Annotated in this window: 18 protein-coding genes; 16 read left to right on the top strand and 2 right to left on the bottom strand. The window is 54.8% G+C overall.

Annotation, left to right across the window (positions count from 1 at the left end):
- Window positions 1–14: 14 nt before the first annotated feature.
- The 16 genes from mraY (at window position 15) to L1I42_RS10505 (ending at window position 18,715) form a co-directional block, all read left to right on the top strand.
- Complete coding sequence (mraY, locus tag L1I42_RS10580; RefSeq protein WP_236114494.1) at window positions 15–1,100, top strand: phospho-N-acetylmuramoyl-pentapeptide-transferase; 1,086 nt, start codon at window positions 15–17, stop codon at window positions 1,098–1,100.
- Between the two features lie 113 nt (window positions 1,101–1,213).
- A complete protein-coding gene (locus L1I42_RS10575) occupies window positions 1,214–2,386 on the top strand; it encodes an FtsW/RodA/SpoVE family cell cycle protein (protein ID WP_236115046.1) in 1,173 nt (390 codons plus the stop codon).
- Window positions 2,383–3,474, top strand: a complete 1,092-nt coding sequence (gene murG / locus L1I42_RS10570; protein ID WP_236114493.1) for an undecaprenyldiphospho-muramoylpentapeptide beta-N-acetylglucosaminyltransferase — start codon at window positions 2,383–2,385, stop codon at window positions 3,472–3,474. Before L1I42_RS10575 ends, murG begins: the two co-directional genes overlap by 4 nt.
- A 12-nt stretch (window positions 3,475–3,486) precedes the next feature.
- Window positions 3,487–4,902, top strand: a complete 1,416-nt coding sequence (murC, locus tag L1I42_RS10565) for a UDP-N-acetylmuramate--L-alanine ligase (RefSeq protein ID WP_236114492.1) — start codon at window positions 3,487–3,489, stop codon at window positions 4,900–4,902.
- A complete protein-coding gene (gene murB, locus L1I42_RS10560) occupies window positions 4,902–5,879 on the top strand; it encodes a UDP-N-acetylmuramate dehydrogenase (protein WP_236114491.1) in 978 nt (325 codons plus the stop codon). The genes murC and murB overlap by 1 nt, the downstream gene beginning before the upstream one ends.
- A 2-nt stretch (window positions 5,880–5,881) precedes the next feature.
- Complete coding sequence (locus L1I42_RS10555; protein WP_236114490.1) at window positions 5,882–6,802, top strand: D-alanine--D-alanine ligase; 921 nt, start codon at window positions 5,882–5,884, stop codon at window positions 6,800–6,802.
- Window positions 6,790–7,680 carry a cell division protein FtsQ/DivIB gene (locus tag L1I42_RS10550; RefSeq protein WP_236114489.1) on the top strand — a complete coding sequence of 297 codons (891 nt, stop codon included), beginning with the start codon at window positions 6,790–6,792 and terminating at the stop codon, window positions 7,678–7,680. Before L1I42_RS10555 ends, L1I42_RS10550 begins: the two co-directional genes overlap by 13 nt.
- Window positions 7,677–8,990, top strand: coding sequence for a cell division protein FtsA (gene ftsA / locus L1I42_RS10545; RefSeq protein ID WP_236114488.1), 1,314 nt, complete (start codon window positions 7,677–7,679; stop codon window positions 8,988–8,990). Before L1I42_RS10550 ends, ftsA begins: the two co-directional genes overlap by 4 nt.
- A gap of 208 nt (window positions 8,991–9,198) precedes the next feature.
- Window positions 9,199–10,845 (top strand): cell division protein FtsZ, encoded by a 1,647-nt coding sequence (gene ftsZ, locus L1I42_RS10540; protein ID WP_236114487.1) that lies wholly within the window; start codon window positions 9,199–9,201, stop codon window positions 10,843–10,845.
- 113 nt (window positions 10,846–10,958) lie between these two features.
- The gene (gene lpxC / locus L1I42_RS10535) at window positions 10,959–11,915 is read left to right on the top strand and encodes a UDP-3-O-acyl-N-acetylglucosamine deacetylase (RefSeq protein ID WP_236114486.1); all 957 of its coding nucleotides are present in this window, start codon (window positions 10,959–10,961) and stop codon (window positions 11,913–11,915) included.
- 98 nt (window positions 11,916–12,013) lie between these two features.
- Entirely contained in the window at window positions 12,014–12,865 is an 852-nt protein-coding gene (locus L1I42_RS10530; RefSeq protein WP_236114485.1) for an outer membrane protein assembly factor BamD, read from the top strand.
- A gap of 41 nt (window positions 12,866–12,906) precedes the next feature.
- Window positions 12,907–14,580 (top strand): DNA repair protein RecN, encoded by a 1,674-nt coding sequence (gene recN, locus L1I42_RS10525; RefSeq protein ID WP_236114484.1) that lies wholly within the window; start codon window positions 12,907–12,909, stop codon window positions 14,578–14,580.
- Window positions 14,581–14,621: 41 nt separating this feature from the next.
- Complete coding sequence (ligA, locus tag L1I42_RS10520; protein WP_236115044.1) at window positions 14,622–16,688, top strand: NAD-dependent DNA ligase LigA; 2,067 nt, start codon at window positions 14,622–14,624, stop codon at window positions 16,686–16,688.
- Between the two features lie 102 nt (window positions 16,689–16,790).
- Window positions 16,791–17,651, top strand: a complete 861-nt coding sequence (locus L1I42_RS10515) for an AraC family transcriptional regulator (RefSeq protein ID WP_236114483.1) — start codon at window positions 16,791–16,793, stop codon at window positions 17,649–17,651.
- 13 nt (window positions 17,652–17,664) lie between these two features.
- Window positions 17,665–18,402 (top strand): AzlC family ABC transporter permease, encoded by a 738-nt coding sequence (locus tag L1I42_RS10510; protein WP_236114482.1) that lies wholly within the window; start codon window positions 17,665–17,667, stop codon window positions 18,400–18,402.
- A gap of 19 nt (window positions 18,403–18,421) precedes the next feature.
- The gene (locus L1I42_RS10505; RefSeq protein ID WP_236115042.1) at window positions 18,422–18,715 is read left to right on the top strand and encodes an AzlD family protein; all 294 of its coding nucleotides are present in this window, start codon (window positions 18,422–18,424) and stop codon (window positions 18,713–18,715) included.
- Here L1I42_RS10505 and chrA read toward each other — a convergent pair.
- Window positions 18,712–19,893, bottom strand: coding sequence for a chromate efflux transporter (gene chrA, locus L1I42_RS10500; RefSeq protein WP_236114481.1), 1,182 nt, complete (start codon window positions 19,891–19,893; stop codon window positions 18,712–18,714). The two genes, L1I42_RS10505 and chrA, sit on opposite strands and share 4 nt — an antisense overlap.
- Window positions 19,894–19,936: 43 nt before the next feature.
- Window positions 19,937–21,754: an aminopeptidase P family protein gene (locus L1I42_RS10495; RefSeq protein WP_236114480.1), complete on the bottom strand. Its 1,818-nt coding sequence runs from the start codon at window positions 21,752–21,754 to the stop codon at window positions 19,937–19,939.
- Window positions 21,755–22,057: the final 303 nt, after the last annotated feature.

Here is a 22,057-nt window from a genome sequence, read left to right as displayed (position 1 = left end):
GATAAAGCCGAGACATGTTCTATTTTTTGCAGCAATTTGGCGATGTGTTTGCGCCGTTTAATGTGTTTCGCTATCTCACCTTCCGCACGGGTGGCGCCACCATCACGGCCTTATTCTTCGTGTTTTTGTTTGGTCCGCAACTGATCAATTCATTGCGTATTCGCCAGGGGCACGGTCAGCCAATCCGCGAGGACGGCCCGGCCAGCCACCTGATCACGAAAAAGGGCACGCCGACGATGGGTGGCCTGATGATCCTTTTGTCCTTAACCGCTTCGACCCTGTTGTGGGCTAATCTTACCAACCCCTATGTTTGGATTGTGTTGGGCGTCACCGTCGGGTTCGGGGCCATCGGTTTTTATGACGATTATCTGAAGGTATCTAAAGCCACCAACAACGGGTTTGGCGGGCGGCAACGTTTGGCGTTGGAGGCGGCGATTTCAGGCATTGCCTGTTTCTTTGTGGCACAATTGGGCGAAACGCCCTTTTCGACATCTTTGGCCTTTCCCTTCATCAAAGATTTTATGCTCGACCTGGGCTGGTTCTTTGTGATTTTTGGAGCGTTTGTCATTGTCTCAGCGGGCAATTCCGTGAATTTGACCGATGGGTTGGACGGGCTTGCGATTGTGCCAGTGATGATTGCTGCCGGGTCCTTCGGCTTGATTGCCTATCTGGTCGGCAACGAAATTTTCGCTAATTATCTGCTCATCAATTTTGTGCCGGGCACTGGTGAACTGGCAGTGCTCTGTGGGGCGTTGATTGGCGCCGGATTGGGCTTTTTGTGGTTTAATGCGCCGCCGGCCTCCATTTTTATGGGCGATACGGGTTCACTGGCTTTGGGCGGCATGCTGGGGGCGATTGCGGTGGCGACAAAGCACGAAATTGTGCTGGCCATTATTGGCGGGCTGTTCGTGCTGGAGACCGTATCGGTTATTGTTCAGGTTATTTCATTCAAGACCACGGGCAAGCGCATCTTCAAGATGGCGCCAATCCATCACCATTTTGAGCATTTGGGGTGGACCGAAAGTCAAATCGTGATCCGCTTTTGGATTATAGCCTTTGTGTTGGCTATGGTTGGCCTGAGCTCCTTAAAGCTCCGTTAAGCAAAAACATCATCATTTTCTTTACCAAACGGCAAATGGTTGCGAGTTGGTAACCACTTTTGGTGTAACTTTATTCACCTAGAGTAACAGTACTGATTTGGTGATGGCATTTGATGTTTTCCCGCGAGTTTTCACGAGAGCGTAAAACCCCCTTGGCGGAATGGTGGTGGACGGTTGATCGGCCGCTACTGGCTGCCTTTTTTGCCTTGATGGGGGCAGGGGTGATTATGTCCTTTGCCGCCAGCCCGGCCGTGGCCTCTCGCCTTGGCTTGAGCGAATGGCACTTTATCGTGCGCCACATCTTCTTTTTGCTGCCGGCAACGATCGTGTTGATTATGGGGAGTTTTCTCACCCCGCGCATGGCGCGACAGGCGGCCTTGCTGGTGCTGGCGTTTGGCCTGGTGGCTTTGGCGGGCACCTTGCTGGTGGGCTACGAGGCAAAGGGGTCGCAGCGTTGGATTTCCCTTGGCGGCTTTTCTTTTCAGCCCATCGAGTTTGTGAAGCCCGCATTCGCGGTGATGGCGGCATGGCTGATTTCTGAGAAAATGCGTCTGCAGGATGTGCCCGGCCATTCCATGACCATCATGTTGATGGTGATGATTGTCGGAATATTGCTGTTGCAACCGGATATTGGGCAAACGGCTTTGGTGATTTTCACCTGGGCGGGATTGCTGTTTATCTCCGGCATCAGCTGGTGGTTGATCTTTCTGTTGGGCGGCATGGCGCTGGCAGCGATCACCGGCGCCTATTTTTTCTTTCCGCACGTGACACGGCGATTTGATGCGTTTTTTAATCCCGAGACTGGTGACAATTATCAGGTGGAAAAAGCGCTGCAATCTCTGCTGGAGGGCGGCTGGTTTGGCCTTGGGCCGGGCGAAGGTGTCGCCAAACGTTCTTTGCCTGATGCCCACGCGGACTTTGTGTTTTCGGCGGCGGCGGGGGAGTTTGGTATTTTGTTTTGCTTGGTGGTTGTGAGCTTGATTGCCTTTATCGTGGTGCGGTCGCTATTGTTGGCGCAGCAGCAAAGCAATCTGTTTGCGCGGCTGGCGGTGAGTGCACTGGCCATTCAATTCGGGGTGCAGTCAGCGATCAATCTGGCGGTGAACTTGAACCTTATCCCGCCCAAGGGCATGACGCTGCCCTTTGTGTCTTATGGCGGTACATCGATGATTGCCGTTGCTTTTGGTATGGGGCTTTTGATAGGGCTGACCCGCAGAAAACCACAGGAGACCATTCCGTCAGGCTTGCCGGTATCCCGGCTGACGGTACGGCAAGAAGCATTATGAGCAAATTTGTGATGGTGGCCGGGGGCACAGGCGGACATTTATTTCCCGCCCAAGCGCTGGCCGAAGAGCTTTTAAGGCGGGGGCACACGGTCTATTTGATGACCGACGCACGCGCCAAAAATTATGGTGGTGACTTCCCCGCCCTTGAAACCATCATTGTGCCAGCGGCCACACCAAGCTTTCGCCATCCGTTTAAAGCGATTAAAGCCGGGTTCACGATTTTGGCCGGGGTGCGCAAAGCCCGTAAAGCCCTAAAACGGATTAAGCCGGACGCGATTGTGGGGTTTGGTGGCTATCCCACCTTCCCGCCCTTTTTAGCGGCGTCAATGTTGGGCATTCCAGGGGTTTTGCATGAGGCCAACTCTGTGCTGGGGCGCGCGAACCGAGCGTTGGTGCGTTTCTGCGAAAAGCTGGCGTTGGGATTTGAAGATACCAAATATGCTGAGCGGTTTAGCGATAAAACGGTAATTACCGGCAATCCGGTGCGCGATATGGTGCATCAAGTCGCCAATATACCCTATCCTCCGCTGGGCGCTGAGCATGATGTGCGGATCACAGTGTTTGGCGGCTCGCAGGGTGCGCAAATATTTTCGCAGGTCTTGCCTGGGGCTATTGCGGCTTTGCCAGATGAATTGCGCGCACGTTTGAAGTTGGTGCAGCAATGTCGGGAAGAGGATTTGCAGCGCATGGCGGAAGTTTATGCGCAAACGCGGGTGAATGTTGATGCCGCACCCTTTTTTAAGGATTTGCCGCGGCTGATGGCCAAATCCCATTTGGTGATTTGCCGTGCGGGTGCATTGACCGTGTCTGAGTTGGGAGCGATTGGGCGACCAGCCATTTATGTGCCCTTGCCTGGTTCGCTGGACCAGGACCAATTGAATAATGCCAAACGGATGGAAGCAGCGGGTGGCGGTGTGGTGATGGAACAAGCCGCACTTTCACCGCATTCACTTGCCACAAAGATCACCGAGCTTTTGGCGCACCCTGCGCAACTGCAACAAATGGCGACAAATGCCAAAAATGTCGGCATGCCCGACGCTGTTCAGCGTTTGGCCGATCTCACAGAACAAACGGCAAAAGCCGGATAAAGGAGAGCATTGATGAAAATGCCACAAAATATTGGTCCAGTGCACTTTGTGGGCATTGGCGGGATCGGGATGAGCGGCATTGCCGAAGTGTTGCATAACCAAGGCTATACGGTGCGCGGGTCGGATTTGAACCAGAATCCGAATGTCATGCGCCTGCAGGAAAAAGGCATCGCAGTCGAAATTGGCCAGCGCGCTGAAAACCTCAAAGATGCTGCTGTTGTGGTCATTTCTTCGGCCATCAAGAAAGATAATCCCGAATTGATGGAAGCGCGGGCGCGGGCGCTGCCGATTGTGCGGCGCGCCGAAATGTTGGCCGAGATTATGCGCTTTAAGAACGCAATTGCCATTGGCGGCACCCACGGTAAAACCACAACGACCTCTTTGGTTTCCACCTTGTTGGAAGCAGGCAATATGGACCCCACGGTGATTAATGGCGGGATTATTAATGCCTATGGTACAAACGCCCGCCTGGGCGATGGCGAATGGATGGTGGTTGAAGCGGACGAGAGCGATGGCACCTTTGTGAAATTGCCGGCCGACGTTGCGGTCGTGACCAATGTCGACCCCGAGCACCTGGACCATTATGGCTCTTTTGACGAGGTGAAAAAGGCGTTTATCCACTTTGTGGAGAATGTGCCCTTTTATGGCTTTGCGGTGATGTGCATGGATCACCCCGTGGTGCAGGCGCTGGTGGGTGAAATCACTGACCGTCGCGTGATCACTTATGGGCAAAATCCGCAGTCAGACGTGTTGTTGAAAAATGTGCGCGTCGAGAATGGGCATAATGTTTTTGATGTGGTGATCCGTCATCGCATCCAAGGGGGCGAGACCCATATTGATGGTTTGGAATTGCCGATGCCGGGCATTTACAACGCGCTGAACGCCACTGCGGCGATCGCGGTGGCCAACCGGCTTGGGGTGTCGCCAGAAGATATTCGCAAAGGTCTGATGGGCTTTTCCGGCGTGAAGCGGCGTTTCACCACTACGGGTGTGGTGAATGGTGTGCGCATTATTGATGATTATGCTCACCATCCGGTGGAAATCGCATCCGTATTGACCGCCGCACGTAGCGCTGCGAAAGGCGATGTGATCGCGGTGATGCAGCCGCACCGCTATTCGCGACTGGACGATTTGTTTGAAGAATTTGCCGGATGCTTCAACGATGCGAACACGGTGCTTGTTGCGCCGGTTTTTGCAGCGGGTGAGCAGCCGCGCGAAGGGGTGACCAATGAAACGCTTGTTGAGCGTATGCGGGCGAAAGGCCATCGTGATGCCCGCATTTTGGAAGGACCCGAACATCTGGCCAAAGTGCTCTCCGAGCGTGTGAAGCCAGATGATTATGTGGTGTGTCTGGGGGCAGGCAACATCACCCAATGGGCAGCCACGCTGCCGGATGAACTCAACACATACATTGGTGAGAAGACATAATGAGCTTTCCTGATTTATTGCCCCAACTTGGCGAATGGACAAATGATATTCGCGGCAAACTTATTCCCAACCAGCCTTTAAGCGAGATAACCTGGTTTCGCGTCGGTGGCCCGGCGCAGCTTTATTTTCAGCCTGCAGATGAGGCCGATCTGCAATTGTTTTTGAAAAATCTGCCCAAGGACATCAAGCTGACAGTGATCGGTTTGGGGTCCAACCTTTTGGTGCGGGATGGCGGGCTTGATGGTGTCGTGCTGCGCTTGTCCGGCAAAGGGTTCGGCAAGGTTGAGGCGTTAGGCGACCACAAATTGCGCGTGGGCGCGGCGTTGCCAGATGTCAAAGTGGCAACCGCTGCCGCAGATAATGGCATTGACGGTTTGACCTTTTACCGGGGCATTCCCGGCGGAATTGGCGGCGCGCTTTATATGAATGCGGGTTGCTATGGCACGGAAACCAAAGACCGCATGGTGGAACTGCGGGGTGTGGATCGCGATGGCGAGATCGTTACGCTCACCAATGCGGATATGGGGTATCAATATCGCAAAAATAACGGCCCGCGTGGCGTGGTGTTTACTCAGGCGGTTTATCAGGGATTTGCAGGCGATCCGGACGATATTAAGGCGCGGATGAAGGAAATCACAGAGACCCGTGAGGGCTCCCAGCCCACACGTGCGCGTACCGGCGGGTCGACCTTCAAAAACCCGGAAGGCCATTCCTCCTGGAAATTGGTGGATGCCGCTGGATGTCGCGGCCTTAGGGTTGGCGATGCGCAGGTTTCGGAAAAGCACTGCAACTTTTTGTTGAATCTGGGCGAAGCGACAGCACACGACATCGAAACTTTGGGTGAAACCGTTCGCAACCGCGTGCGCGAAAACTCTGGCATTGAGTTGCGCTGGGAAATTCGGCGTATGGGCCATTTTGTGCCCGGCCATGAAGTTAGAGAATTCTTAGATGGTGATGTGTTCACCGGGCAGGTGTGAGCATGACCAAACATGTAGCAGTGTTAATGGGTGGCTGGGCGAGCGAGCGCGAAGTCTCACTGTCTTCTGGCAAAGCATGTGCCGACGCGCTGGAGCGGTGCGGCTACCAGGTGTCCCGTATCGATGTTGATCGCGATTTGGGGCATGTACTGGAGGAGTTGAAGCCCGATGTCGCCTTCAATGCGCTACATGGCCGTTTTGGTGAAGATGGAACGGTTCAGGGTTTGCTCGAAATTATGGGCATTCCCTACACGCATTCGGGCGTTTCCGCCTCCTCAATTGCCATGAACAAACATTTGTCCAAAGTGTTTTTCAAGGCCAACGGTATCCCAGTCACCGATCACTTCGTAGCCAATCGCGATGAAGTCGCCCGCAAACATCAAATGGAACCGCCCTATGTGATCAAGCCGGTGGCTGATGGATCAAGCGTTGGTGTTTTTATTGTCAAGCAGGGTACGGAGCATCCGCCACAGGAGATTTTGCGCACCGATTGGAAGAGCGGTGATGAGCTGATGGTGGAACGGTATATTGCCGGACGTGAATTGACCTGTGCAGTGATGGGCGGTGTCGCGCTGGCGGTGACCGAAGTGATCACAGATTTGAATTTTTATAATTATGAAGCCAAATATGCACAAGGCAGATCGAAGCATATTTTCCCAGCAGAGGTTTCATCGAATATTTACCAAACTGCGCAGAAACTGGCGTTGAAGGCTCATGAGAGTTTGGGGTGCAAAGGGGTCACCCGCACAGACTTCCGTTTGTCCATGCATGGTGGCGAAGAAGGCGACCTGATTTGCCTTGAAATCAACACGCAACCGGGCATGACCCCCACATCTCTTGTGCCGGAAATGGCAGCCCATGCCGGGCATGATTTTGAAGAACTGGTCCGCTGGATTTTGGAGGACGCCTCTTGCGACAGATAAGAAAGCCTCAAGCACGTGCCCTGGCTCTACCTGCGCCAATGCGGCAATTGCCGGCTCTGCGCAAAACCAGTCAGCTGGTGGCGCGCGGGCAGCGGGCATGGGTGCTGCATAAGCGGCTGGGCGTGCAGCTTGTGGCGCTTATGCTTGTGGTGTTGATCCTGGGCGTCGGCATGATCAACCGCAACCATTTGGTGAATGGGGCCACGTTGTTGACCGAGCGGGCTGCCAGCCTGTTTGCGCAGGCGGGCTTGGCGGTGTCGGAAGTTTCGCTGTCTGGATATGGTCTCACCAAGGAAGAAGATCTGTTTGAGGCGATTGGGCTGCAAGGCAATATTTCGCTGGTGAATTTCGACGCGGAAGCGGCGCGCCAACGGATTGAGGCTTTGCCCTCCATTGAAAGCGCGACCATCCGCAAGATTTATCCGAATTCGTTGAATATCGAATTGGTGGAAAAAACACCGATTGCTGTGTGGCGGATCGATGGGGTGAGCTTTGCCATTGATAAAAAGGGTGACAAGCTGGTGAGCCTAGAGCAAGGCGGCATTGATGGCTTGCCTTTGTTTATTGGTGATGGTGCCGCGGACGACGCGGCCATGCTGATTGAAATGCTTAAGCCCTATGAGTTGCTACAGCAGGATCTGTTGGCCGCCAGCCGCATCGGTGACCGCCGGTGGGATCTGATCTATGAATCGGGGCTGCGCATCATGTTGCCCGAAAACGGTGTCGATCAGGCGATGGCCAAAATTGTTGAATTGGACGCGGAAAAGCAGTTGCTGTCTCGCGACATCGAAATTTTAGATTTTCGTTTAAAAGATTTTATCGCCGTACGACCCGTAGATCGTACCGGAACAGACCAGGATGAGGCCAACGCCCAATGATCTCAGAGGCAATGACGGCGCGGCTTAAGCCGGTGCAACCAGGCAAAGCCAGCCTGGTGACCGTTTTGGATGTGGGCTCGACCAAAATATGCTGCATTATCGCGCGCCTGACGCCGCAGCCGGAGGGCAAGGCGCTGCGGGGACGCACGCACCAAGCGGAAGTGCTGGGCTTTGCCTTTGGCCCCTCGCAAGGTGTAAATAAGGGCATTGTCACCGATCTTGATGCGGCGGAGCATGCGGTGCGCTCCGTGGTCGGCATGGCCGAGCGCAATGCAGGCGTGACTGTGCAATCACTTATTGTAAACGTCTCCGCCGGGCGGCTGGGGTCCGAAACATTTGCTGCCACCGTGTCGCTGGACGGGCATGAGGTGGAACCCAGAGATTTGGCCAAAGTTTTGCAAACCGTGAATGAGCGCTCTATCCGCGACGAACGGTCGGTGTTGCACGCGCTGCCGATTGGCTATGCGTTGGATGGCCATAAAGGCATTCAGGACCCGCGGGGCATGGTGGGGGACACGCTGGGCGTGGACGTGGCCGTGGTGAGTGCCGAAACATTGTCCATGCGCAATATTGAGTTGGTGCTTAACCGCTGCCACTTGCAGGTGGAGGCCTTTATGGCAACGCCTTATGCCAGTGGTTTGTCCTGTCTGGTAGATGATGAAGCGCAGTTGGGGGTGGCGATTGTTGATTTTGGCGGGGCCACCACCACGATGAGCGTCTTTAAGGATGGTTATCTGGTCTATGCTGATTCGATCAATGTCGGCGGCCAGAACATCACCCATGAAATTGCCCGTCAGCTTTCGGTGAGCTTTGAGGATGCGGAACGGTTGAAAACACTGTTCACCTCGGTTTTGCCCGGGCAAAGCGACGAGCGCGATATGGTGCCGATCCAGCCAGTGGGTGCCGGTGAGGATGAAGCGCCAACCCAAATTCCCCGTACGACTTTGACCCGCATTGTGCGGCCCCAAGTGGAAGATATTCTCACAATTTTGCGCGACCGGATGGTGGCCACGGGCATGATGGATGTGTGTGGCCGGCGTTTTGTGTTGACCGGTGGGGCCAGTGAAATGACAGGTTTGCCCGAGATCGCCAGACGCGTGTTGGCGCGTAATGTGCGGCAGGGCAGGCCATTGGGCGTGGCCAAGCTGCCCACTGTGGCGAAAGGCCCGGCCTTTTCCACTGTGGTGGGCATGTTGATCTATCCGCAAGTGTGCGAGCTCGAGTTCGTCGATCAGAAAGTCAAAGCTGGCGGTGACAGCAAATTTGGCTGGTTCAAACATATTGGCCATTGGCTTAAATCCAGCTTCTGATTCATCTGCACATTGTAATGTTTTCAATCGCGAGGTTTGAGCGGTTAAAATTCTGCTTTAACGCTTTGTTATCCTAAATAAAAACTTGATCAGTCGGTCATGAAGTGACGCAAAATGCATCAGAGTTAACAAAAATGATGCAATTGTTAGGGAGTGCTTAACGTTCTGGCAGTAATTTTATAGCCAACGGAGCACAATGGGGCCAGAAATGAGCATCAAACTTCAAATTCCAGATATTCAAGAACTTAAGCCACGCATTACCGTGTTTGGCGTTGGCGGTGCCGGCGGCAATGCGGTGAACAATATGATCGATTCGGGCCTAGAAGGGGTCGAATTCGTTGTGGCCAACACAGACGCCCAAGCCCTCGCCCTGTCTAAGGCAGAGCGCGTTGTGCAGTTAGGCGTCGGCGTAACCGAAGGTCTCGGCGCCGGATCGCACCCCGAGGTGGGGCGTGCCGCAGCCGAAGAAACAATTGACGAGATTGCCGACCATTTGAATGGGTCGCACATGTGCTTCATCACCGCCGGCATGGGCGGTGGTACGGGCACAGGCGCCGCACCCGTTGTGGCGCGCGCAGCTCGCGAGCAAGGCATTTTGACGGTCGGTGTGGTCACCAAGCCGTTCCAATTTGAGGGCGCGCGCCGGATGCGCTTGGCCGAAGATGGCATTGACGAATTGCATCGTCATGTTGATACGCTGATTGTGATCCCGAACCAAAATCTGTTCCGCGTGGCCAATGAGAAGACCACATTTGCAGATGCCTTCTCCATGGCGGACGAAGTGCTGTTCTCAGGGGTGGCCTGCATCACCGATTTGATGGTGAAGGAAGGGCTGATCAACCTGGACTTTGCTGACGTGCGTGCGGTAATGCGCGGCATGGGCAAAGCCATGATGGGCACAGGCGAGGCCGAGGGCGAAGATCGTGCCCGTCACGCCGCCGAAGCGGCGATTGCCAACCCATTGCTGGATGATATCTCCATGCAAGGTGCACGCGGCCTGTTGATTTCGATCACCGGTGGTTCTGATCTGACCCTTTATGAAGTGGATGAGGCGGCAAGCCGTATCCGCGAAGAAGTGGATTCAGACGCGAACATCATTCTCGGTGCTACATTTGATGACAGTCTTGACGGTCAAATTCGCGTGTCTGTCGTGGCAACCGGTACAGACGCCACAATGGTTCAAGCCATGGATCCGGTGGAGCCGAACGCTGAGCGGGCCATTCGCGTGAACCGTGAAGCGCCAGCCGCTCCAAAGTCAGAGCATGACGTGCAGTCTACTGCGAAGCAGGCTGAGCCGAAGCTTGAAGAATCCTCACCGGCTGACGAGCTGGATATGGCGATGCAAAAAGCGGTAAACGAGGCCTTTGCGTCCAAGCCGCAGCATCAGGCGCCACAAAAGGAAAGTGTAACGGTTGAGCCTTATCGCCCGAGCGCTGAGCCTGTGGCCAATATTGATGATGAACCAAAACCACGAGATGTGGAACCTCGTCCCACGTATGTGCCGCAAAGTGCAGAGCGAGTCGCGCCTCGTCGTATGCCGCGCACAGAAGAGTTGCCCCGCGTGGCTCAGGAAACCGTTGCGCAAGCGCAACAAGAAGAAGAAAAAGAGCCGCGCAATGCGCGCGCCCTTTTCCGCCGCTTGGCCAGCAATGTGGGCCTGCAGGGCAAGGAAGAATTTGACGAGAAAAAAGCTGATGATGCCATGGCCCGCAATGCTGTGGAAGCTAGCCCTCAACGGCCTTCCAAGCCTCAGGGCGCGCAAGGACAGCTTGACCAGACCGGTCGGCCAACACCGCAGCCAAATGGCCAAAAGGAACAGCTGGAAATTCCAAGTTTCTTAAAACGCCACGGATAGTTTTAAGGGCATAGTAAGAAAAAAAGACCCGGGGCGGCTTTCGCCTCGGGTCTTTTTTGTTTATCAAGTTTTAAAAAAGGCAGGGATATAATCCTGATAAGCCGGAGTAGTAGATGAATAGATTTGCAACCAAACAGTGCACCGTGGGGCGCGTACTTAGCTTTGCGGGCATTGGCGTTCATAATGGCCAGCCAGCCAACCTGACGATCGAGCCTGCTGCCGTTGATAGCGGTTTCGCCATCCGTCGAAAATTGCAAGACGATAGCTACTCCGAGATTTTGCCTTTGCACCACAATCGAGTTTCACGCACCTATTTGTGTACAGCCATTGATTTGGGTGATGCGGGCACAATTTCCATGATTGAGCACATGGTGTCTGCGCTTTCAGGTATGGGTATCGACAATGCGCTGATCACAGTCGAGGGGACTGAATGTCCGGTTCTTGACGGTAGTGCTGGCAGATATGTGGATGCGATCGTGGAGGCGGGGATTGAGACCCAGCCTGCTGAAAAGAAATTCATCAAAATCAAACGCAGTGTAACGGTGCGTTCTAACGATGCGTTTGCTGCGCTTGAGCCATATAATGGTCGTGCGTTTGATGTAGAGATTGACTTTGAAAGTGATGTGATCGGCCGCCAACGCATGATATTTGATTGGTCGCCAAAGCGGTATGTTGACGATGTATCGCGCGCACGCACGTTCGGGTTTATCAAAGATGCGAAGGTTTTGCGTCAGGCTGGGTATGCCTTGGGGTCATCGTTGGAAAACTCTATCGCAGTAGATGAAAATGAGATTTTGAACAAAGACGGTCTGCGCTACGAAGATGAATTTGTTCGTCACAAGCTGCTGGATGCTGTGGGTGATCTCGCGCTGGCCGGCATGCCTATTTATGGTAAATTCCGTTCTTACAAAGGTGGGCATGGTTTGAACGCTTTGGTGCTAAACTCACTGTTCGCCAGCGAGCAAAATTATGAAATCGTGCCCGCAAGTGACCTGCCACTGGAGTTTGATGCGCTGGAGCAACTGCCTGAGGGGCTTGAGTTGCGCGGCTATATCCGATCTGTTGGCTGAATCGGTACAATCAACTTGTATCTTGCCTTAGTTTCGTTCATTTTCCTCCCTACATCGGATGTAAAGTGTGGGCTTCGGTTGATAAAGGCGTTTTAATTATGGGTATTGCAAACCTTCAAAATGGCGTTGCAAAAACATTGATGCGGGCAGTGATTGTTGGCGCGTTAGCAACAACATTGACAGGCTGCGCTGGCATGAGCCTTTTTGGTAAGCCAAAAATTACCGAAGAAGAAATCATTCCTGCCGAAACTCTTTATGATCAAGCGATCGACTTTATGGAGCGCGATCGGTATAAATCTGCGCTAGAGAGCTTTGAAAAGCTAGAGCGGCAGCATCCATACTCAGAGTTTACAGAGCGTTCCCGGATGATGACCACTTTCATCTATTTCCGTTTGGGCGACTATGACCGCACCATTCTGGCGGCGGATCGGTTCCTGGCACTCTATCCGTCTTCATCAGAGGCGCCATATGCCTTATATCTGAAAGGGGCCTCGCAATATAACCGGATCAAGGATCTGACCCGGGATCAGCAAACAGCTGAAGATGCGATTGCGACGTTCCAGACGATCATTAATAATTATCCGGACAGCCGTTATGCCAAAGACGCCAAAGAACGCATTCTGATCGCCAGAGATCAGTTGGCAGGCAAGGAAATGTCGGTGGGCCGCTATTATCTGGGCAATAAGCAATATACAGGTGCGATCAACCGTTTCCGCACCGTTGTTGAGGATCATCAGACCTCAACACATGTGGAAGAGGCGCTGTTGCGCTTGACCGAAGCCTATATGGCGTTAGGACTGGTACAAGAAGCGCAAACTGCTGCTGCGGTGCTGGGGCACAACTATCCCTCTAGCGAATGGTATCAGGATGCGTATAAGCTGCTGCAAAAGCAGGGTTTGGCCCCTGAGGTGAACGAGGGTAGCTGGCTGGCAGGATCGCTCAACAGCTAACCCATAGGTGCCTTGGCGGCCTAAATATGGGTTTTTCGGGCATGCTATCAGCCATATCAATACAAAATATTGTTCTGATCGATCAGCTGGATTTGCCACTTGAGGGCGGCATGACCGCCCTGACGGGTGAGACCGGGGCCGGTAAATCCATTCTTCTTGATTCGCTTTCGCTGGCCCTTGGGGGGCGCGGCGACAATGGCTTGGTGCGCAAGGGCACCGAGCGCGGCCAGGTTGTGGCCAGCGTTGAATTGCCTATGGACCATCGGGTGATGGCGTTGCTGCAAGAAAATGAGCTGATGAGCGACGGTGAAATCATTTTGCGCCGGGTGCAATATGGCGATGGCCGCACCCGCGGCTTTGTGAATGATCAGCCCATTTCCGCAAAATTGATGCAAAAGATTGGTCAGGAACTGATCGAAATTCACGGCCAGCATGATGATCGCGCGCTGGTGGACCCGACGACCCACCGGCATTTGCTGGATGCCTATGGTGGGCACCGTCAATTGCTGGCCGCCACCAAGGACGCGCACAAAGCGCTGACGGCAGCTCAGGACGCCTTGAATCGCCAAGAAGCAGCGGTGGAGAAGGCGCGGGCCGACGAGGATTTCGCCCGGCATGTGGTGGCGGAGCTGGAAGAGCTGAACACCGAAAAGGGCGAAGAGGATGATTTGGCGGCCCAGCGCCAGCGCCTGATGGAGCTGGAAAAAGCGGCAGACGAAGTGCGCGATGCCGACGAGGTGATCAATGGACCATCCGCACCCTCAACGGCTTTGGCCGGCCTCATGCGGCAATTGATGCGCAAGGGGGAAGGCGAGCAAAATCTGTTCACCCCGGTGATTGAGAATATCGATGCCGCACTGGTCGCGCTCGACCGCACGTCTGAGGCCCTGGACGACATCAAGCGTCAGATGGAATTTGACCCGCTCGAGTTGGAAAATGCCGAGGAGCGGTTGTTTGCTCTGCGGGCGGCGGCGCGTAAACATCAATGCCTGGTGGATGATTTGCCCGACATTCTGGCGAAGTATCAAAAAGCCATTCAGGATCTGGAGCGCGGCGACGAGGATTTGACGCAATTGCGCGAGGCCTTGGCCAAAGCTGAAACTGACTATCGCGGTGCAGCGATTGCGCTCAGCGAAGCACGGGCCAATACGGCGGAGGATTTGATCAAAGCTGTTGAGGCGGAATTGCCCGATCTAAAACTGGGGCAAGCGCGGTTTCTGGTGGACCAGAAGGTGGATGAAAACCGGGTCAGCGCCAACGGCTTTGATATAATCGAATTTCATGTGCAGACCAACCCGGGAACCAATCCCGGCCCGATGATGAAGGTGGCCTCAGGTGGTGAACTCTCGCGCTTTCTGCTGGCGCTGAAAGTGGTATTGGCCGATAAGGGTTCAGCCCCCGTGTTGATTTTTGACGAGATTGATACCGGTGTGGGTGGTGCGGTGGCGGATGCCATTGGCAAGCGCTTGGCGCGGCTTTCAGAAAAAGTTCAGGTTTTGTGCGTCACCCACGCGCCGCAGGTGGCGGCGCGGGCCAGCCAGCATTTGCTGATTGAAAAGCAGGTGGTGGATGAGGGGAGCCTGACGCGCACCCATGTGAAGCCCTTGGATGAGGCGGCACGCCGCGAAGAAATTGCCCGCATGTTGGCGGGGTCGGAGATTACAGATGAGGCGCGCGCTGCGGCCAATAGATTGCGTGATGAGGTGGTGGCGTGAGCGACAAAAAGTCCGTTGAGGAGCTGACCCGGCAAGAGGCCATGGAAGAATTGGCACATTTGGCGGAAGCCATTGCCTATCATGATGAACGCTATCACCAGCAGGATGCGCCAGAAGTCTCAGACGCAGAATATGACGCGCTGCGCCGCCGCAATGACGAGATTGAAGCCCGTTTCCCCAATCTGGTGCGACAAGACAGCCCGACCAATCGCGTCGGATTTCAGGTGGCCGAGGGCTTTAAAAAGGTCGTGCATCGTGTGCCGATGCTGTCGCTGGGCAATGCCTTTTCTGATGAAGATCTGGAAGACTTTGTCGATCGCGCCAAACGCTATTTTGCTCGCGATGCCGGGCTGGAACTGGGCTTTACGGCCGAACCGAAAATTGATGGGCTTTCTGCCTCGCTTCGATATGAAAATGGCGTGTTCGTGCAAGGTGCCACGCGCGGCGATGGCACTGAAGGTGAGGACATCACCGAGAATTTGAAAACCATTGCCGACATTCCGAAAAAACTTGAAGGCGATGATGTGCCGGATGTGTTTGAGGTGCGCGGCGAAGTTTACATGTCTCACGCAGAGTTTGAACGCCTGAACAAGGAGCTGGAAGCACAGGGCAAGGACACGTACGTCAATCCACGCAACACCGCCGCCGGCTCGCTGCGCCAATTGGATTCGCGGGTGACTGCAGCGCGCAATTTGAACTTCTTCGCTTATGCTTGGGGCGATGTCTCTGCCTTGCCTGCAGAAACGCAATATGAGGTGGTGCAAAAGCTGGGCGATTGGGGATTCAAAATCAACCCGATGATGAAGCTGGTGACCAGCGTTGAGGAAATGATCGCCCATCACACCATGATCGGCGAGGAGCGTGCCTTGCTCGGCTATGATATTGACGGAGTGGTTTATAAGCTCAACCGCTTGGATTTGCAGCAGCGGTGGGGCTTTGTCGCCCGCGCGCCGCGTTGGGCCATTGCCTATAAATTCCCGGCGGAGAAAGCGGTCACGCGGCTCAATGATATTGAAATTCAGGTGGGCCGTACGGGCGCACTGACCCCGGTGGCGAAGCTGGAGCCGGTGACGGTGGGTGGCGTGGTTGTGTCGAATGCCACGCTGCACAATGAAGATGAGATTGAGCGCAAGGGCGTTTTGATTGGCGATATGGTGACCATTCAGCGGGCGGGGGACGTGATCCCGCAAGTGCTGGGGCCAGTGCTCGATCATCGCCCGGATGACGCGCGTAAGTTTGAAATGCCGGAAACCTGTCCGGTTTGCGGATCGCCCGCGGTGCGTGAAGTGAACGAAAAGACAGGCAAGCTGGATGCTGTACGGCGCTGCACGGGCGGTCTGATCTGTTCGGCGCAGGCGGTGGAGCATCTCAAGCATTTTGTCTCCCGCAATGCGATGGATATTGATGGGCTTGGGGCCAAGCAGGTTGCGGCTTTTTTTGAAGAAGGTCGGGTGAAAACGCCTGCGGATATTTTCACGCTGCAGCAACGCGACGAAGCAGCTTTGCAAAAGCTGAAAGATCAAGAAGGCTGGGGCAGTACCTCAGTCCGCAAACTGTTTGAAGCCATTGAGGAGACGCGCGAACCGGAGCTGGACCGGTTTATCTTCGCGCTGGGCATTCGCCATGTGGGGGAAACCACAGCGGCCATGTTTGCCCGCAATTTCGGTAATTTTGCTGACTTTGAGAAAGCTGCCCGGGACGCTGCCGCGGGCGGTGAGTCGGCGCGTGAAAGCTTTATTGCCATTGATGGCATCGGCGAAACGGTGGTGAATTCGCTGGTCGACTTTTTTGCCAATGAGCAGAATGTCGAGGCGCTTGATAAATTGCTCGAGCAGGTCAATCCCAAGACCTATGAAGTGGCCAGCGCTGACGAAAGCCCTGTTGCGGGCAAAACCATTGTCTTCACAGGCAGTTTGGAAAAAATGTCACGTTCGGAGGCCAAGGCGATGGCCGAACGGCTGGGTGCGAAAGTTTCTGGTTCCGTGTCGGGCAAAACTGATATTCTGGTGGCCGGGCCGGGGGCTGGGTCCAAGCTGAAGAAGGCGCAGGATTTGGGCGTGACCACCATGGATGAAGATGGCTGGTTTGAGCTGATCGACGGGCTTTGATCACCAGAATTGATTGCGCCATCAGCATTTGGCGAAGCGCAGCTCTAGACAGGGGTGCAATTTTGTCCAAGACTTGCGCCTCTGATCGGCTAGGCTGGGCATATGGATCTACAAACGCAGGAAACCGCTACGGCGACGGAGTTATTCTCAGGGGAACGTGCCAAATTTTGGCGCGAGGCGCGGCATTGCGATTTGGAATGTCTCACCGCGACTTTCCGCACCCACACCTATGCACCGCATACCCATGATACCTTTGTGATCGGGGCGATTGTTTCCGGCCAGCAACAGCACAAGCTGAAGGGCAATGAATCGATCGGCGGGCCCGGCTCTGTCTTTATGCTTAATCCGGAAGAAGTGCATGACGGGCGACCTATGGCGGGCGGCTATAGCTATCGCATGCTTTATCCCTCAGTCGAGCTGATGCATAAGGTGGCGCGGGATTTGCCCGGTGTTGCGCCCGGGCGTGGTAGCCTGTTTTTCAAACAGTTAATGGTGCAAGACGATACGCTGGCCGAGCATTTACTGCGCCTGCATGCGCAATTGGAGCAAAGCCTTGATCCGCTGGAAAAGGATGAGGCAATTTATTTGGCGCTGGGCCAAGTGATTGGCCGCTATGGCAGCTGGCGTAAGGAGCCCGTTGTGGGGCGGGCGCCCAAAGCCGTGCGCGATATGTGCGATTATATGCGGGCGCATTATGATGAAGAAGTGGATCTGGACCAGCTTTGCGCCCTCTCGGGCATGTCCAAAAGCTATCTGGTGCGTGTATTCGCCAAACATATGGGGCAGACGCCGCATTCATTTTTGACTGACGTGCGGGTGCGACAGGCGCGGGCGCAATTGGCGCAGGGCGTTGAACCAACCCAAGTGGCATTTGATTGCGGCTTTTACGATCAAAGCCATCTTAATCGCCACTTTAAAAAACGCATTGGTGTCGCCCCCGGGGCCTACCGCAATATCGCTTAGATTGGATCGAAGAATGAGTGAGATCAGTGGTGACATGCCCCTGCGCGACAGCGATTATATTGCCGGAATCAAGCATATCGCGCCGCTTCTGGTGGCTATGGTGCCAATCTCTTTGGTGTTTGGCGGGTTGGCCGCGCAAAAGGGCTTGAGCCCTTTGGAAGTGGGCTTGATGAGCGCCGTGGTGTTTGCGGGCGGCTCGCAATTTGTCGCCATTGATTTTTGGGCCAGTCCGGTGCCCTGGGCGGCGATTATTCTGTCTGCCTTGCTGGTGAATGTGCGCCATATTCTGATGAGCGCGTCGCTCGGCCTAAAGACCCGGCATATGGGGTGGGGCAAGCAGATGATCGCTTATATGTTTCTCGCCGATGAGATTTGGGCCCTCTCCGAACATCGCGGGCGTAAACAACATCTCAGCTTTGCCTTTTATATGGGGCTGGTGACGCCGTTCTATCTCAATTGGGTGTTGATGACCGCCATTGGCGCGTTGCTGGGCAAAATGTTTGTCGACCTCGACCCGGCACAATATGGGCTTGATTTTGCCTTTCCCGCCATTTTCATCGGCCTGATCGTGGGGTTCTGGAAGGGCAAGAGTACCGCCATGGTGCTGGCGGCCAGCGGGGCCGCTGCGATCCTCACCAAGACCTATGTGGACGGCGCGTGGTATATCGCGGCAGGCGCGGTGGCGGGCATGTTGGTGGGCGCGTTCACGGCTGATCCTGAAGAGTATAAGGGAGCACTGGACCGTGGCTGAAGTGTTTAGCGTTGACCCAATGGTTCTGGCCACCATTCTCGGCATGGGGCTGGTGACTTATTTCACCCGTGTTGCGGGTTTGGTGATTGTACGGTTTTTCACCATTGAGGGCCGTGCCCGAGCCGCTTTGGAGGCGGTGCCTGCTGCTGTGCTGATGGCGGTGATTGCACCCACCATTTTGGCCACCGGCCCAGCTGAAAGTCTGGCTGCATTGATCACGCTGTTAGTGGCGTTCCGCTTGCCGCTTTGGGCGGTTGTGGTTGTCGGTGTCATTTCTGTTGTGGTCCTGCGCAGCCTGTTTGGCTTGATCTAATATAGACCAATAAGCGCAAACAGCGCGCCGGTTGCGCCACCGGCCAACACCAGCATCCATGCGGGCCATTTTAGTTTCCACAGAATAGTAAAACCGATTAGGGCAATAGCCCAATCCAGCGGTTGGGTGAGGGCCTGCAGTGCTATTGGATTGATCAGCGCCGCCGCGAGCAGGCCAACCACTGCCGCATTGGTGCCGAGCAACGCTTTGCGGGCGATTTGATTAGTCCGCAGCCCTTGCCAGATCGGCAGGGCGCCATAGGTGAGCAAAAAGCCGGGTACGAAGATGGCGGTAGCGCCAATCAGGACACCAACCAATGGTGTGTCGATGGCCATGGCGCCAAGATAGCTGGCGAAGGAAAAGATGGGACCGGGCAGGGCCTGGGTGGCGCCATAACCGGCAAGGAACAGGTTCTGGTCTAGAAATTCGGGCACCATTTCAGCTTGCAGCAGCGGCAACACCACATGGCCGCCGCCAAACACCAAGGCACCGGCCCGGTAAAAAATATCGGCCAGTGCGAATGCAGTTTGGTTCGTGCTCACGGCGAGAAGGGGCAGGGCAATAAGCAGGATGAAGAAGCTGGCGATGGCCGTGGCGTGTGACCATGCGAAACGTGTGGCCTGTTCGTTGTTTTGCGCTTGGGCGGCAGGAGCTTCCAAAATCAGAAAGCCCATGATTGCGCCGAGTAGGATGGCCAGGATTTGCCCGACAAATCCCGTCAACAACATGCAGAGGATTAAAGCGCCTGCCGCGATGAGCGCCTTTTGTGTGGTGTTGGCGAGGCTTTGGGCCATGCCCAGCACTGCGTGGGCCACAATCGCGACAGCCATCAGTTTCAAGCCGCGGATCAGGCCCCGGCCGAGATCGCCTTGCAAAAGCGGGATGGCCGCCGCGAAGCTCAACAGTATGATGATCGAGGGAAGGGTGAAGCCCAGAAAAGCGGCGATGCCGCCAACAATGCCGCCGCGTTGCACGCCGATGGCGAAGCCGACCTGCGAGCTGGCAGGGCCAGGCAGAAATTGGCACAGCGCCACCACATCCGCATATTGCGCATCATCAAACCATTTGCGCCGGTCCACAAATTCCGTGCGAAAATAGCCCAAATGGGCCACGGGGCCGCCAAAGGAGGTGAGGCCCAGTTTCAGAAAGATGCTGAAAAGCTCAAAAAAGGCACGCATAGAAAAGCCCGTCGCGGAGAATTATGCGTGCCTTTTTGCTGAGTTAGATGGCCCGCGTTGCCTGTTTCAACCATTCTTTCTTGTCATCTTCAAGACGATCGGCAATCAGTTCATAGCATTTCTGATGATAGTCATTGAGCCATTCGATCTCGTCCGGCGTCATCAGCTCTTTTTCAATCAGCCGCAAATCGATGGGGGTGTAGGTAAGGGTGTCAAACTTCAAGAACTTCTCGTTCTTTTCACTGGGCACCACCATGATCAGATTTTCAATGCGAATGCCATATTCACCCTCAAGATAGAACCCCGGTTCGTTGGACAGGATATTGCCTTCCTCCAGCACATTGTGATTGACGTGTGAAATGCCGCATGGGCCTTCGTGCACGCCGAGCAATGCGCCGACGCCGTGGCCGGTACCGTGTAAATAGTTCAAGCCCTCGTTCCACAGAAACTGGCGGGCCAGCGCATCGAGATGTGCCCCTGTGGCACCCTTGTGAAAGTGCACGCGGCTTAAGGCGATCATGCCTTTGAGCACCAAAGTGAAATGCTTGCGTTGTTCAGCCGTGGTGTCGCCGGTGGCCATGGTGCGGGTGATGTCTGTGGTGCCATTGCGATATTGGCCACCGCTGTCCACCAGCATCAGTTCGCCGGGATTGAGCGTGCGGTTGGTGTTCTCGGTCACGCGATAATGGACAATGGCGCCATTGGGGCCGGAGCCGGAAATGGTTTCAAAGCTGATGTCCAGCAATTCATTGGACTCGCGCCGACAATCCTCTAGCTTTTCAACAATATCGATCTCGGTAAGTCCCCCCTTGGGCGCTTCTGCATCCAGCCAAGAAAGGAATTTTGCCATGGCGATGGCATCCGATTTTTGCGCTGCCTTCATGCCGTCGATTTCGGCCGGGTTTTTGCGGGCCTTGGCGATCACCACCGGGTCCTTGTCGGTGATAATTGTTGCGCCCACTGATTTGGCGATGTTCAACAATTTGATGGGCGTTGTCGCGTCATCGAACCAGACACTATCCGTCATCATGGATTTGAGCGCTTCTTCCAGCTCTTCGATAGGCTCGAGCACGGTCACGTCGCTCAATTCGGCCTGAATAACCGGATTGATTTTGGCGGGCTGCACAAAGAAGCGAGTGACGCCATGTTGTGGCACTATGGCAAATCCGAGGCTCACCGGCGTGTTGGAGATGTCGCTGCCGCGAATGTTCAACAGCCAGTTAGTCGACTCGGGCAGGGTGAGCACCAGATGGTCGGCATTTTTCTCGACCATTTTAGCTTGAATCTCGGCCAGTTTGTCGGCGGCGTTTTTGCCGGTTTGGCTGTCTTCAAGCGTATAGATATCGTTGGTCGGCGGCGCGGGGCGGTCTTCCCAAATCGCATCTACCAGATTGTGTACTTCGACCAGTTCTATGCCCTTTTCGCTCAATTTCTTTTCGAGCGCCGCGATTTCCTTGGGTGTGTGCAGCCAACCATCATAGCCAACCTTGTCGCCCTTTTTCAGGTTCTTGGTCAGCCAGTCCGCTGTGGCGGTGGGGCTCAGATCGACAATTTCAAAGGTGTTGATGTCGGTTTGCTGCGGTGCCTGCAAGGTGTAGCGACCGTCAACGATCAATGCTGCCTTCTCCAGGGCCACGACGGCCATGCCAGCAGAACCGGTAAAGCTGGTCATATAAGCAAGACGTTCGTCCCCTGCGGGCACGTTTTCCCCGCGATGGGCGTCGGCCCGCGGCACCAAGAAGGCGGCCAGTTTATGAGATTTGAGCTGGTTGCGCAGGGCGGCAACCCGCGGTGCCACCAGCGCCGGGTTGGCGCGCTCTTCAAAGGTTTGAAATCTGTTTGCTGTTGATTTGGCTGACATGGTTCCCATGTTCCTCTTGGTCCGACACGCATAGGTTGCTGCTAAAAACGGCTCAGCCATGCTTTTTGTGCATGGCTGTAGTGCGAAAGCAGGGTCTACTAAAATTTTTTTGCTGCGCTACATTGGGTCAACAGATCGAGAGATGCAAGTGGATGCATCCGATTTGCAAAGGAGAATTTCGATGACACAAAAAGCTGGCCTTTTCCGTAACATGTTGGACGCAATGGTGGCTGCACGCTCAAAGCAAGCTGAGCGCCATATCAACCATTTTCTCAATGCAAACGATCGCAATTATAAATAATA

The sequence above is a fragment of the Maritalea mediterranea genome (genome assembly GCF_021568695.1).
GTDB lineage: Bacteria > Pseudomonadota > Alphaproteobacteria > Rhizobiales > Devosiaceae > Maritalea > Maritalea mediterranea.
The sequence above is the reverse complement of the archived record's forward strand: the minus strand, read 5'-3'. Positions and strand labels throughout refer to the sequence as shown.